The sequence below is a fragment of the Bulleidia sp. zg-1013 genome (assembly GCF_019798045.1).
Lineage (GTDB): Bacteria > Bacillota_I > Bacilli_A > Erysipelotrichales > Erysipelotrichaceae > Bulleidia.
In genome coordinates this window covers 12,035-25,424 of sequence record NZ_JAGXEX010000009.1, presented here as the reverse complement: position 1 = coordinate 25,424, position 13,390 = coordinate 12,035, and the positions used below count along the sequence as shown (strand labels likewise).

At 36.2% G+C, this 13,390-nt stretch carries 16 protein-coding genes; 6 read left to right on the top strand and 10 right to left on the bottom strand.

What is annotated here, in order from left to right; translation table 11 throughout:
• Positions 1–157 precede the first annotated feature (157 nt).
• The 9 genes from K7I92_RS06365 to K7I92_RS06325 all read right to left on the bottom strand — a co-directional run bounded on the left by K7I92_RS06365 (position 158) and on the right by K7I92_RS06325 (position 7,545).
• Positions 158–445: a hypothetical protein gene (locus K7I92_RS06365; RefSeq protein ID WP_220282479.1), complete on the bottom strand. Its 288-nt coding sequence runs from the start codon at positions 443–445 to the stop codon at positions 158–160.
• Positions 435–602, bottom strand: a complete 168-nt coding sequence (locus K7I92_RS06360; protein ID WP_203245354.1) for a hypothetical protein — start codon at positions 600–602, stop codon at positions 435–437. The genes K7I92_RS06365 and K7I92_RS06360 overlap by 11 nt, the downstream gene beginning before the upstream one ends.
• Before the next feature lie 4 nt (positions 603–606).
• Complete coding sequence (locus K7I92_RS06355; protein WP_203245353.1) at positions 607–1,224, bottom strand: hypothetical protein; 618 nt, start codon at positions 1,222–1,224, stop codon at positions 607–609.
• Between the two features lie 129 nt (positions 1,225–1,353).
• Positions 1,354–2,970 carry a putative manganese-dependent inorganic diphosphatase gene (locus tag K7I92_RS06350; protein WP_220282478.1) on the bottom strand — a complete coding sequence of 539 codons (1,617 nt, stop codon included), beginning with the start codon at positions 2,968–2,970 and terminating at the stop codon, positions 1,354–1,356.
• Positions 2,971–3,064: 94 nt separating this feature from the next.
• Positions 3,065–3,490 (bottom strand): flavodoxin, encoded by a 426-nt coding sequence (locus K7I92_RS06345; protein ID WP_203245351.1) that lies wholly within the window; start codon positions 3,488–3,490, stop codon positions 3,065–3,067.
• Between the two features lie 72 nt (positions 3,491–3,562).
• Positions 3,563–4,087 (bottom strand): anaerobic ribonucleoside-triphosphate reductase activating protein, encoded by a 525-nt coding sequence (gene nrdG / locus K7I92_RS06340; protein WP_203245350.1) that lies wholly within the window; start codon positions 4,085–4,087, stop codon positions 3,563–3,565.
• Between the two features lie 47 nt (positions 4,088–4,134).
• Positions 4,135–6,333, bottom strand: a complete 2,199-nt coding sequence (gene nrdD / locus K7I92_RS06335; RefSeq protein WP_220282477.1) for an anaerobic ribonucleoside-triphosphate reductase — start codon at positions 6,331–6,333, stop codon at positions 4,135–4,137.
• Positions 6,334–6,535: 202 nt separating this feature from the next.
• Entirely contained in the window at positions 6,536–6,988 is a 453-nt protein-coding gene (bcp, locus tag K7I92_RS06330) for a thioredoxin-dependent thiol peroxidase (protein WP_220282476.1), read from the bottom strand.
• A gap of 32 nt (positions 6,989–7,020) precedes the next feature.
• A complete protein-coding gene (locus tag K7I92_RS06325) occupies positions 7,021–7,545 on the bottom strand; it encodes a phosphatase PAP2 family protein (protein WP_203245347.1) in 525 nt (174 codons plus the stop codon).
• A gap of 149 nt (positions 7,546–7,694) precedes the next feature.
• On the opposite strand from K7I92_RS06325, the gene K7I92_RS06320 reads away from it, so the two are divergent.
• The 5 genes from K7I92_RS06320 to K7I92_RS06300 are packed head-to-tail and all read left to right on the top strand — an operon-like array spanning position 7,695 to position 11,074.
• On the top strand, positions 7,695–8,114 hold the full coding sequence (locus K7I92_RS06320; protein WP_203245346.1) for a Fur family transcriptional regulator: 420 nt from the start codon (positions 7,695–7,697) through the stop codon (positions 8,112–8,114).
• Complete coding sequence (locus K7I92_RS06315) at positions 8,111–9,145, top strand: metal ABC transporter substrate-binding protein (protein ID WP_220282475.1); 1,035 nt, start codon at positions 8,111–8,113, stop codon at positions 9,143–9,145. The genes K7I92_RS06320 and K7I92_RS06315 overlap by 4 nt, the downstream gene beginning before the upstream one ends.
• 14 nt (positions 9,146–9,159) lie before the next feature.
• Entirely contained in the window at positions 9,160–9,825 is a 666-nt protein-coding gene (locus K7I92_RS06310; protein WP_203245344.1) for a metal ABC transporter ATP-binding protein, read from the top strand.
• Complete coding sequence (locus K7I92_RS06305) at positions 9,822–10,652, top strand: metal ABC transporter permease (RefSeq protein ID WP_203245343.1); 831 nt, start codon at positions 9,822–9,824, stop codon at positions 10,650–10,652. The genes K7I92_RS06310 and K7I92_RS06305 overlap by 4 nt, the downstream gene beginning before the upstream one ends.
• Complete coding sequence (locus K7I92_RS06300; protein WP_203245342.1) at positions 10,649–11,074, top strand: hypothetical protein; 426 nt, start codon at positions 10,649–10,651, stop codon at positions 11,072–11,074. The genes K7I92_RS06305 and K7I92_RS06300 overlap by 4 nt, the downstream gene beginning before the upstream one ends.
• A gap of 5 nt (positions 11,075–11,079) precedes the next feature.
• On the opposite strand, the gene K7I92_RS06295 is transcribed toward K7I92_RS06300, so the two are convergent.
• Complete coding sequence (locus K7I92_RS06295; protein WP_220282474.1) at positions 11,080–11,769, bottom strand: DNA alkylation repair protein; 690 nt, start codon at positions 11,767–11,769, stop codon at positions 11,080–11,082.
• Between the two features lie 317 nt (positions 11,770–12,086).
• On the opposite strand from K7I92_RS06295, the gene K7I92_RS06290 reads away from it, so the two are divergent.
• Complete coding sequence (locus K7I92_RS06290) at positions 12,087–13,253, top strand: CapA family protein (RefSeq protein ID WP_203245341.1); 1,167 nt, start codon at positions 12,087–12,089, stop codon at positions 13,251–13,253.
• The last annotated feature ends 137 nt before the right edge of the window (positions 13,254–13,390 follow it).

The window sequence follows — 13,390 nt, the reverse complement described above, 5'->3', positions numbered from 1 at the left end:
GTCAATAATATTAGACTTTTTAAACCATTTTATAGTACAATAAATAAAACAGATTTGGCATGGATTTTAGAACTTTTGTAGAAGTGTTTTACCTGTAAATTAAAGTCTACCTTTATTGCCACTTTATGGTGAAAATTGTTTGAAAAAGATGTTATATTTATCCTTTTATTGTTGATATATGCTTTTCTTCCTTTAGCCATTTTGCCGGCAAGGTATGACTAATTCCCAAATTTTTTGCTCCTTGCCTTATACTGATTTCTTTCTTTTTCCATCTATGTGCTACTTCGTGAAATTCCTTTGGAATTTCTTTTTTAGTTCTTCCATAAGTCCTCCTTTTCGTCCCACGAAAAATGAGTTGCTGGCGAATTGAGACGAGGGTATTTGTACCGACTTCCCTATCGTTAGATTTTGGTCTAACTTTTTGGGGGGTCACATCACACTTCATCTCCTTTTTTTAAATCTAGGGAAGATACATCTTCTAAAAGACATACTTTAAAAGCACTGCCTACCATTTCTTCCAATTGCCTACGAATACAATCGACCACCGGTATAACACAAAGCTTATTTTTAAAAGGATGGAAACCAATTTGTTGACACTTCATAAAACTACCCTCTTCCTGTGTATAAGAACACCAAATTATTATCTTCTAACTTTTGCGAAATGAAAGTAACCCGATTTAACTTATGAATACCAATGTCTTGATCCGGTTCTGATAACAAAGTCCCCACAAAAGTATCCCCATTTACCCCTTCAATACGAATCCATGCGCACTCCACCTGTGTTCCTTCTTGAGCAAAATACACAAATATATCATCCACAAAGAACATATCACGGTATTTATCTAATAATTCTTGCGTTCTTGTCCAAGCAATATCATCCGCCACATTATATTCGGATAATACTGCCACTTTATTATGATAACGCTTTAATAATTGCTTATCTTGAACAATCTCAATTTCTTCATTCGGAATACGTTGAGCCCTAATGAAAAAACGATGTTCTTCATGGCTGTCAAAGAAATCATAACCATCTTTTCCACGCTTAGCAGCGCAAATTACTTCAAAAGTAAAACCGGCTGTATGATCAATATACCCATAGCTCAATAGACAATCAGCTTCTTGGATACTCGGGTAATCTTTTAATCCCTCTAAATAAATCTCCTGCATCGGGATGGTACAAAAATGATGGTCAAAGGGTCTAAATCCCGCCTCACAATACTTCATAAATTCACTTCCTTTTAATGACTATGGTCTACTTATTCTTTGTGCCTTCATGTTAGCATTACAACTCTTTTCATAACCGGCTAAAAAGGGGAGAAAAATTGTATAAAAAAGCACAAGTTTTCACTTGTGCTACTCCAATACTTTTGAAATCATCGGCACTACTTGTTTCTTACGAGAAATAATACCGGTTGCGAAGCATCCATCTTGGTTTTCCAGGAAAGCCTTTAAAGCTTCTTCTTTCTTTGGTCCAACCGCCATAATATAAGAGCCAAGACCTAAAGGATCCGTAAATAAGAATAAAATCAAATCAAACTTCTGTTGACTCATGATGTCACTAACATATGGCTCAAAACGCTCTTTCACCGCTTCAAACTCTTCAATCGTGCGACATGGTTGTTGCCCAATTCCGACTTTAAAATCACCAAAGCGGAATTCCTTGAAATCATCGTACATAATCGCTACATTTTCTTTCGCCACTAAATCCGAAGTCGCATTCATCATTTCCTGATATAACTCTAAAGCACTAATGCCGGCAATCCTTTCCAACTCTTCAACCGCCACTTCATCCTCTTTCGTAGTTGTTGGCGACTTCAAGCACATCGTATCATTGATAACACCACCCAAAAGTAAACCTGCCATATCTTTAGAAATCTTAATGTGTTCATCTTTATAAAAATAATAAATAATAGTTGCTGTACTACCAATAATACGACAGGTAATGCGAATCGGTTCGGGAGAAATAAAGCCGGCAATACGATGATGATCCACAATTTCAATGACCCTCGCCAAGTTAATATCATCCACCGCTTGTGTCTTTTCGTTATGATCGACTAAAATCAATTCTTTCTTGTGGTAATTAAATAAGTGATAACGAGAAATAGCTGCCACAACCTTGCCATCCTTATCCAATACCGGATACGTACGGAAACGTGTTTTTGCCATCTTCTTACCAACTTCTTCAACACCCTCATTTTCTTTAAAACACATCACCTCTTTTTTAGCAATCGCTGAAACGGAAGGAACCTGATAAATCAAACGACTGACTTCTAAGACGGTTCGATGACAATGAAGAACAGAAGTATTATGTTTCTTAGCCAATTCTAAAGTAACATCATCCAACCAATTTTCACCACAAACAATAAGTAAAGAAACACCTGCTTCAATCGCAAAGCGTTGTGATTCTGGTGTATTACGAACAATCACTATCGCTTCATTTAATTCCCTTGAATTATCGCTTAGTGACGGTTGTACAAAGACCTTTCCATTTGTTTTAAAATCTTTTGTTTGATGAAAATAATGACCTTCTAAGACATGAAGGACATGATCCAAACGAATGGTAGAAACCAATTGTTCCAATTCATCCGCCGGTTTTAACCAAACACGGCTAAGGTCAGACATGGAAACAACTCCATCAAGTTGACCTTTTTCATCAACGATAAATAAACCTTTATTCTTTCTAGCTAAAACATATTCTAGCGCATCATGAATAACAGTATCTGCGGAGATACATAAAGCCTCATCTTTATCAATTTCTGCTAGTGTACAACTTCCTTTCAACAATAAAGATGGTGCTTCAAAATGATATTTCTTTAATAAAAACTGTGTTTCAGCCGGTGGACAGCCTTGTGCTCTTGCGACAGCGTTAATTCCTAATTTTTGTTTTAAATGAGCATAGGCAATCGCCGCTACAATCGAATCACAATCGGGGTTTTTATGTCCAACAACGTAAATTTCCTTATCTTTCATAATTTCATTATGGAGAATACTAGTTAGACAGTCCTAACAATTTTCCATCATTTTTTTGTAAAAAAAAGGATGATTTATCACCATCCTTGCTCACCTATTTTACTAAAGTAGCGCCTAATTGACGACAAGCTTCTAACCCGGCTTCATCTGGTGTTAAATTAGCAATAACACCATCTTGAACAAGATTAGCACCAACAGCGACTACGCGATCTTGCCATTCACGCATCCAGCCGCCATCGCCCCAGTCATAAGAACCAAATAAGCCGATTGTCTTACCCGATAATTGACCCTCTACTTCTTGGAACATTGGTTCAAAAGTACCTTCTTCCAAGTTTTCAGCACCATAAGCTGAACATCCAAAAGCGATTGCATCGTAGTTCGCCACATCACTGGCTGTAAAATCACCGGCTTCAATCAATTCAACTTCAGCACCAGCACTTTGAGCTCCAGCCACAACAGCTTCCGCCATCATTTGACAATTTCCCGTAGCACTGTAATAAACAACTGCTAATTTTGCCATTTGTTATTCCTCCTAATTTTCTTTATAATCCTACATTAACAAGCCTAAAAGTTAGTGTCAACTAACAAGCTCTTATTTTGGCTCAAATAACACAACTTTCCCACTTTTTCTCGTTTTCTTGAGATCAATTAAACGCTGATTTTCTGACCCACGAAATTGCAACTGAATATTTTTCTTTTGCCACATAAACGGACCATCTACTAGAACATCCAATAAATCCAACATTTCATCGGTACAATAACCATATCTTCTTCCCCCAGTTACTAAATCCCGATCATAGACAAAGCCCGTATATGACCAATAATTCTTCTCTGGATAACGCTTCTTCGCTTCTCGTAATAGCTTTACAAGTTCCTTTTGATTTTCCAGTTCAAATGGTTCACCACCTAAAAGAGTTAATCCTTCAATATACGGTTTGTTCATGGCTTCTAAAATATAATTTTTTGTTTCTTCTGTATATGGCTTTCCATAACAAAAATTCCATGTTTGTACATTAAAGCAACCCTTACAACGATTGGTGCAACCTGACACAAAGATAGAAACACGTATACCCGGTCCATCCGCAATGTCATATTCTTTGATATTACCGTAATACATGGTCACCCCCCTTTTAGAAAAAACGATTGTTTTAACAACCGTCTTTATTATAAATGTAAAACACGTTCCTTGATTTCTTGTGTACGACCTTGGTTCCAGAATTGTGTGCCAATATAACCACAAGTACGACGAGCCACATTCATCTTATTTTGATCGCGATTTCCACAACATGGACATTGCCAAACCAACTTACCTCCCTCATCTTCGACAATCTTGATTTCTCCCGAATAACCACATTCTTGACAATAGTCTGACTTCGTATTCAATTCCGCATAAGTAATGGTTTCATAAATATGACTCATCAAAGCCAATACCGCATCAATATTATTTTGTAAGTTAGGGACTTCCACATAAGAAATTGCTCCCCCAGGAGATAAGGCTTGGAAATTCGCTTCTAAACTCAACTTATCAAAAGCATTGATTTCTTCTTGCACATGCACATGATAAGAATTTGTGATGTAATTATGATCCGTTACACCTTCAATAATTCCAAAACGCTCTTGTAAGCATTTCGCAAATTTATAAGTGGTACTTTCCATTGGTGTTCCATAAACAGAGAAATCAATATTGGTTTCTGCTTTCCATTTAGCACAAGCATCATTCAAATGTTGCATCACACGTAAACCAAATTCTTTACCTCTTTCAGAAGTAATGGTTTCACCGGTCATATACTTCACACACTCATTTAAACCACCATAGCCAAGTGAAATTGTTGAATAACCATCAAATAGTAACTTATCAATCACTTCACCCTTTTCCAAGCGAGCAATCGCACCATATTGCCATAAAATTGGCGCAACGTCTGACGGCGTGTTCAACAAACGATTATGACGAATCATCAAAGCCTTATAACAAAGTTCTAGTCGATCATCAAAAATCTTCCAAAATGTTTCCTCCGTTTGACTAGAAGAACAAGCAATATCCACCAAGTTAACGGTAACAACCCCTTGATTAAAACGACCATAGTATTTATGTTCATACTGATAATTTTCCGCCTTCGCAAGATTACCTTTACCAGCATCCGTGAAACGGTCTGGTGTTAAGAAACTACGGCAACCCATACATGGATACACATCACCCTTAAGTTGTTTCATCACCTTCGCTGAGATATAGTCAGGAACCATTCGTTTTGCGGTGCATTGAGCCGCCAACTTTGTTAAGTAGTAATACTTAGAATTTGGATAAACATTGTCTTCATCCAAAGCATAGATAAGCTTAGGGAAAGCCGGTGTAATCCAAACCCCTTTTTCATTCTTGACCCCTTGCATACGTTGTTTCAACATTTCTTCAATGATGAGAGCTAAGTCTTGACGAGTTTGACCAGCTTCCACTTCATCTAAGTACATAAATACCGTCACAAATGGAGCTTGACCATTGGTTGTCATTAAAGTAATGATTTGGTATTGAATGGTTTGCACACCCGTTTTGATTTCTTTACGAACGCGAAGTTCCGCCAATTTTTCAATTTCTTCTTCACTACAAGTCACACCGGCTTCCACCATTTCCTTGCGGACACTTTCATGGTGCTTCTTACGAGAAATCTGCACAAAAGGAGCTAAATGAGATAAGGTAATCGTTTGCCCACCATATTGATTAGAAGCCACTTGAGCAATAATCTGTGTCGCAATATTACAAGCCGTCGCAAAGCTATGTGGTTTTTCAATTAAAGTTCCGGAAATAACCGTTCCGTTTTGTAACATATCTTCTAGGTTAACCAAGCAACAGTTATACATTGGTTGCGCAAAATAATCGGAATCATGGAAATGAATAATGCCTTTTTCATGTGCTTCCCAAATTTCTTGTGGTAAAAGAAAACGCTTAGTAATATCCTTGGAAACTTCCCCAGCCATATAATCACGTTGCGTACTATTGACAGTTGGATTTTTATTGGAATTCTCTTGTTTCGCTTCTTCATTACTTCTTTCCAATAACGAAAGAATTTTCTTATCCGTCGTATTGGCTTTACGCACCAAAGCTCTTTCATAACGATAGGTGATATAGTTGTGCGCCACTTGATAAACCTTCGCTTCCATTAAGGCATTTTCCACCATATCTTGAATTTCTTCGACGGATACCGAACGGTTTAAAGCTTCACACTTTTTCACCACCTCTTGACTAACTTGTTCAACGGTTTCTTCACTTGTTTGATAACGAGCATCGGTTGCCTGATTAGCTTTTTGAACGGCTTTTTTTATTTTATTAGCATCGAATAAGACTTCTTCTCCACTTCTTTTAATCACTTTCATATAACTTCCCTCTCCATATCCAACAAATTAGTTGCATACGCAACTAATTAAAGCTGTAACGATATAGTACAACTAAGAAATCAAAATTTCAATCCAAATCATCTCAAAAAACAAGTTTATTTTTTGTGAAGAAAAACACAACAATCAAAAGCTTTTAAACAAAGGACTTTTAGCTATTTTCATTTTCATAAAAAAGGAAATCCTATACGACTTCCAATACTTCCTTTGAATGCTCTTTTGGCTTCACCTTTTGAAACGTCTTTTCAATAATACCTTCTTCATTAATAAGATAGGTAGACCGTTCAATACCCATATATTTTCTACCATACATTGACTTTTCCACCCAAACCTCATAAGCTCGGATCGCTTGTAAATCCGGATCCGACAATAAAGTGAAAGGAAGATGGAAAGCCTCTTGAAACTTCTTATGTGATTTCACACTATCCTTGGAAACACCTAAAATAACTGTTCCTTTTTCTTGAAATTGCGGGTAGTTATCTTTAAAACCACATGCTTCACTGGTACAACCACTTGTATTATCTTTTGGATAAAAATATAAAATAACCTTCTTCCCCTTATAATCATCCAAACAATGTTTCTGACTATCTTGGTCCAACAATTCAAAAGCCGGTGCCTTTGTTCCTACTGCTAACATTTCAATCTCCTTTTCTCCTATTATCTATATTTTCAAGCGTTTATTCCAGGGAAACGCTTGAAAGGTTTACTGAAAACAACGAAGTAACTAATTCCTAAACCAATCCCTATTCCAGAGAGAATATCACTTGGCCAATGTACATAGATGACCATACGACTAAACGCCATCATTAAGGCAAAAGTCGTGACCCAATATCGATATTTGGCATGTGACCAAAGGAAAACTCCCGCTACTGCAAAAGCACTAGCACTATGCCCCGATGGCCAAGAATAATCTTGTGGACAAAAGTTTCCTTTTAAGAAAACAGGATAAACCATACAAGGTCTTGGACGATGAAAAAGTGGTTTTAACATTATGTTAACAAGAATGAATTCAATCAATAATGATACTAGTCCCAAAAGTGCTATTTTTCTAGTCCTTTTAAAACAAAGTAAAAGTAATAAAAAGAAAATCCAAACTTCACCATGTTCTCCAATCCAACCAAGAAATTGGCTAATTTGAACTAGGAAAGATGCTCCAAAATATTTTTGTATTGCTAGTAAAATAGTTTGTTCCATATAATTTTATATTTTAAGCTTCTTTTCTAATTTTGAACATTCCCTAAAATACACATTTAATTGTACTAACTTGAAAATGATTTTCATATTGACATTCCGGTTCATTCTTTTAAAATGAAAATGGTTTTCAAATTCTAGGAGGTTTCAACATGAGTCAATCTAGATCTAATTACCATACCAAGCAAAAAGAATTGATTCAAACATTTTTTAAAGAACAGCCTGGTATTCATTTTACAATTGCCGGTGTTTACAAAGCTTTACAGGAAAAAAATAGAACGATAGGCATGACCACACTTTATCGTCAAATTGAAGCCCTAGTCAAAGAAGGTGTTTTACATCAGTATCCTTCTATTCCTGGTGAAGCCGCTTGTTATGAATACTTATGCGAACACCAACAAGTTTTTGTCCATTTCCGTTGTGAAAACTGTGGGAAATTATATCATCTTCCTTGTGAAGATATTAAAGAAATCCGGAATCGACTTCAAGAAAACCATCGTTGCCAAATTAATTTAACGAAAACCGTCTTTGTTGGAAAATGCCAACAATGTTTAGAAAGGGAAATTCAATGAAATTATTTAAAAAAATAGTATTGGCTATAGTTCTATTTACAACTATCTTCGTTAGTGCTTGTTCCACAAAGCCAACCAGTAAGACAAGTACCAAAAAAATGAAAGTTGTGGTCGCAATCTATCCAGCGTACGATTGGATAAAAGAAATTATGGGGGATAACTTTAAAAATGCGGAAGTTACTTACCTTTTAGATAAAGGGGTGGATTTACATAGCTACCAAGCCAGTGTGGAAGACATCGCAAAAATTAAAGAAGCCGATCTTTTCTTACACGTTGGTGGCGAATCCGATAAATGGGTAGCTGATGCTTTGAAGGATCCGAAAAATAAAAATCGTAAAGTTATCAACATGGTTGAAACGATTGGTAAAAAAGCTTTAGAAGAAGAAATCGTTGAAGGCATGCAAAAAGACCATGATCACCATCACGAACATGAACACAAAGAAGATCATAAACATGATGAAAAACACAATCATGACCATAAACACGAAGAAGAAAAACCAGAACTAGATGAACACGTTTGGCTATCTTTAGAAAACGCAAAGAAGTTGGTACAATCTATTTCTGATCAACTGATTGCTCTTGATTCCAATCATAAAGAGCTTTACAGCAAAAATACCAAGGAATACCTAGCAAAGTTAGATAAGCTACAAGGTCAATATAAAGAAGTCATTTCCCAAGCCCAAAATAAAACGTTGGTCTTTGGTGACCGTTTCCCATTCCGTTATTTAACTCATGAATTTGGTTTGAAGTACTTCGCCGCTTTCTCCGGTTGTTCAGCCGAATCAGAAGCAAGCTTTGAAACCATTGCATTCTTAGCTAAAAAGGTGGATGCTTTAGGCTTAAAGAACATCTTAGCCATTGATGGATCCAATCAAAAAATTGCTAAAACAATCATTTCCAATACCAAAACAAAAGACCAAGGAATATTAACTTTAGATTCCTTACAAACATCTACCACAAAGGATAAAACCTCTTATCTGGAGGCTATGCAAAAGAATTTAGAAACACTTAAAAAATATTTCAGCAACTAAAGAAAGGAGTAGCCATGGAACAACTTCTTGTTAAAGAATTAAGCACCGGTTATGAAAATCATGTCTTACATTCTCACATCAACTTCTCTGTTCATCAAGGGGATTATCTTTGTGTCATTGGTGAAAACGGAAGTGGAAAAAGCACACTATTAAAAACCATACTTGGTTTAATTCCTAACTTATCGGGGACCGTTCAATTCAATCCAAAGGTATCGATTGCTTATCTTCCCCAACAAAGAAATATCCAAGCTGATTTTCCTGCTTCCGTAAAAGAGGTTGTTCTATCCGGTTTTATTGCCCAGCTGAAATGGCGTCCTTTCTACAATAAAAAAGAAAAAGAAAAAGCTGCTTTCTTTATGAAAAAAATGGGTGTTTACGACCTGGCCGATAAAGCTTTTACCACCCTATCTGGCGGTCAACAACAGCGTGTTCTTCTAGCAAGAGCCTTATGTGCTAGCCAAGAATTTCTTTTTCTGGATGAACCGGTCGCTTCTTTGGATGAACAAGCAGCCAAAGAATTCTATGCCTTAATCGATCATCTTAATGAAAAAGAAAATATGACCATTGTTATGATTACCCATGATCGTTCTTATGCTTTAAAAAGAGCTAGCCATATTCTCAGTTTAGAAAAGGGCTTCTTCTTTGGCACAAAAGAAGAATACCTGGGAGGACAAGTATGAATACCTTATTATTGTATCTATCTTATCCTTTCGTTCAATATGCCTTTATTGTGACCATTTGTGTCTCTCTGTGTGCTTCTTTATTAGGGGTCACTTTAGTTTTAAAACGTTATTCTCATATTGGGGATGGTTTAAGTCACGTGGCCTTTGGGGCTATGACAGTTGCCGCGGTGACTGGTTTAACGAATGATATTTGGATCACTTTACCTTGTACCACCTTAGCGGCGGTAATCTTGTTATCTGGTCGCACAAAAATGAAAGGAGACGCAGGCATGGCTTTGGTGTCCGTCAGTTCCTTAGGTATGGGCTATTTGATTATGAATGTCTTTAGTAAGCGAGCAAATTTATCAGGTGATGTTTGTGCCTCATTATTTGGGGCAACCTCCATTCTTACGCTAAGTCTTGAAAAGGTGGTCTTATCGCTTGTTCTATCGGTTTTATTGATTCTTTTGTTTGTGTACCTGCACCACCGTATCTTTGCTCTAACCTTTGATGAAGGCTTTGTGAAAGCTACCGGTTTTAACACCAAGCTCTATAATCTTTTGATTGCAGTATTGATTTCTTTGGTTATTGTTTTAGCGATGAATTTAGTTGGCTCTTTACTTATCTCAGCTTTAATCATTTTTCCGGCACTTTCAGCCATGCGGTTGTACCATAGTTTTAAAGCGGTAACGATTTGTTCGACAGTGTTATCGGTTTTATGTTCTATTAGTGGATTGGTCTTATCCATCTTACTAGGTTCACCCGTTGGATCAACGATTGTGTTAATGGATATGATTGTGTTCATTGGTATATGGCTATGGGAAAAAGTGGAGGCTAAAAGATGAAGAAAATCATTGTGTTCATTACTGTATTTTTATTGGTAGGGGGTTGTTCCATGGTCTTTACAACACCAAAAAGTGATGTTCAAGTGGACTTAACACAACTATCTTCCACCATGGTGTATTCAGAAGTATCTCAGATGTTGATGCAACCAGAGGATTATATTGGTAAAAGTGTTCGGATAAAAGGCATGATTGTTCACTTTAAAGATGAGAAAACCCAGAAAACCTATGTGTCTTGCTTAATTATGGATGCTTTAAAGTGTTGTCAACAAGGGATTGAATTTGAATTAAAAGAAAATACTAAGTTACCTCGCGACGGAACGGAAATCACTTTAAAAGGAATCTATGATTTCCAACCTGATGACGTTGGTCATGCAGGAAAATTGAAAAATGCCGTACTAGAAAAAATAGAAGAGCCAAAATAGCCCTTCTATTTTTTTACTTTTAAAGTTCGCAAATAAGTCTTTTGTTCAAAGGTAATTCGATAACTCTCCAGAGCTTTTTGAATGGTCTTATTATGTGTCCATGTATCCAAATACTTTCCTTCCATATAAGGAAGTATTTTTTCATATTGTTTAGCTAGACCGGTCGCAAAATACCAAGCCACCATCATTTTGACATAATAGGAATCTAAGTGAACCTTTGTGACTAGTTCCACATATTCTAAAGTGAAATCATCACCTAAAAAATGTTCCATCAACATTCCTATCGCAAAACGAACTGTATATTCCTCTTCGGATTTTAACCATTTTCTTATGTAGACAAGTAGTTCTTGATGATATCTTTGAAATACCTTTGGTGACAGCATATCACAAACCGCCCAATTATTGATGTAAGGAAGAAATTGATTGACTTCCTTTAAGCACAAATCAAATTCTTTTATTTCTGCCAAAACGAGACCATGTAGTGAATTTTCATCCTGATATCTATGCGGAAGTGCCTTTAAAAAATCACGCACATCTTCTCTTTTAACTAATTGCTTCGCGTATTTTCTAAGCACAGGTGTACGAACACCAATGATTGTTTCTGGGTTTGTATTGGGAATTAATCTGCAAATAAAATCTCGATAGTTTAAATCCTGCTTACGAAAAAGCTCTTCTCTTATTTCTTCTACAATCATCTTTAGTTCCTCTCATGAAGATTAGCGATGGCTAAATGTCTTCGTATTCAATTTCTTTTTCTTCCAAGATATAAATGATTTTATCCTTTGGAATTTTTAAACACTAGAGCCTTTTTCAAGGTCATCATCTTACCTATGGTTTCTAACATCATTGACTTTAACTCTGAATGCCGCTCCACAAGTGTCGCAACATTTAAATCTAAATCAATAAATTTTTCCGTGAAGTCTCCTTTTCGTTAGTATACCATCGCTTCTTTAAACTCATAGGAAAGACATTCCCAACAATGCTAAAATGGTAGAGTACAAGGGAGAAAAAGATGAAGAAGAAACTTTGGAAAATACTTTATAGTGTATTATTACTTGCTAGTATGGTTGCAATATATGTTTTACATCCAAAACCAGCAAATAAGCTAACCCAAACCATTAAAACTCAAAAACCAACGGAAAAGAAAGAGGTGAAAAGCACAAAGACCTCTGCCACTTTGTTTATGGTTGGAGACTCCTTAATTCATAATTCTGTATATAAAGATGCGAAAAAAGGAAATACTTACGATTTCACGAAACAAATCGAACTCATAGGTCAAAGTGCAAAGCCTTATGATCTTCGTTATTACAATCAAGAAACCATCCTAGGTGGTAGTGCTTTAGGATTAAGTAGCTATCCGCTTTTCAACAGTCCGCAAGAATGGGGACAAAACATGATTGATCAAGGCTTTAATCTCGTTTCTACGGCAACAAATCATTCTTTAGATAAAGGTGAGGCTGGTATAATGGCGCAAAGAAAATTTTTTGATCAACATCCTGAAATTATTGCTGAAGGAACCTATACTTCCAAGCAAGCCCAACAAGCCATTCGCATTCATGAAGTCAATGGTATTAAGTACACGTTCTTTTCTTGGACCTATGGAATGAATGGTTTTAAAGCACCGGTCGGTAAAGACTATTTAGTAAATTGCTACGAAGGACGTGAACAAGAAATGTTGCAACAAATTAAAGAAGCTAAAAAACAAGTGGATGTAGTTTTAGTGGCTATTCATTGGGGCATTGAATATCAAGATATGCCTAGTCCTGAGCAAAAGCGCTTAGCCCAAGCTTTAGCCGATGCTGGTACAGATATTATCATTGGTAATCATCCCCACACCATTCAACCAATCCAATGGCTCAACAATCGTAAAAGCATTGTCTTTTATGCTTTTGGTAATATGATTAGTGACCAATGGAATCGTGAACAAAGTATGAATGGTTACATGGCTTCCATTCGCATCAATAAGACGATTGATAACGGCATCACGACCATTACGCTTGATGATTTAAAAACCGAATTTATTTATACTTATTCTAAGCCACGCAATCATAATTTTAAGGTATATCCTTATAGTCAGCTAAGCACTAAACTTTATCCAAATAAAGAGAAGATGAATAAAACTTTAACGAAAGTTATCACCGCTTTAGATTCTTCTATTCCCGTTAATAACATGCACTAAAAAAGAAGAGCATTTTACCCTTTACGAACGGTTGCAATCAATCATTTCTCATCTTGGAAACTAATTTTTGAATGCCTTCTTTTTGAAATTAATCTATACCATCACTTCATTCTTTTATTTCTATCTTTATTAGAAAA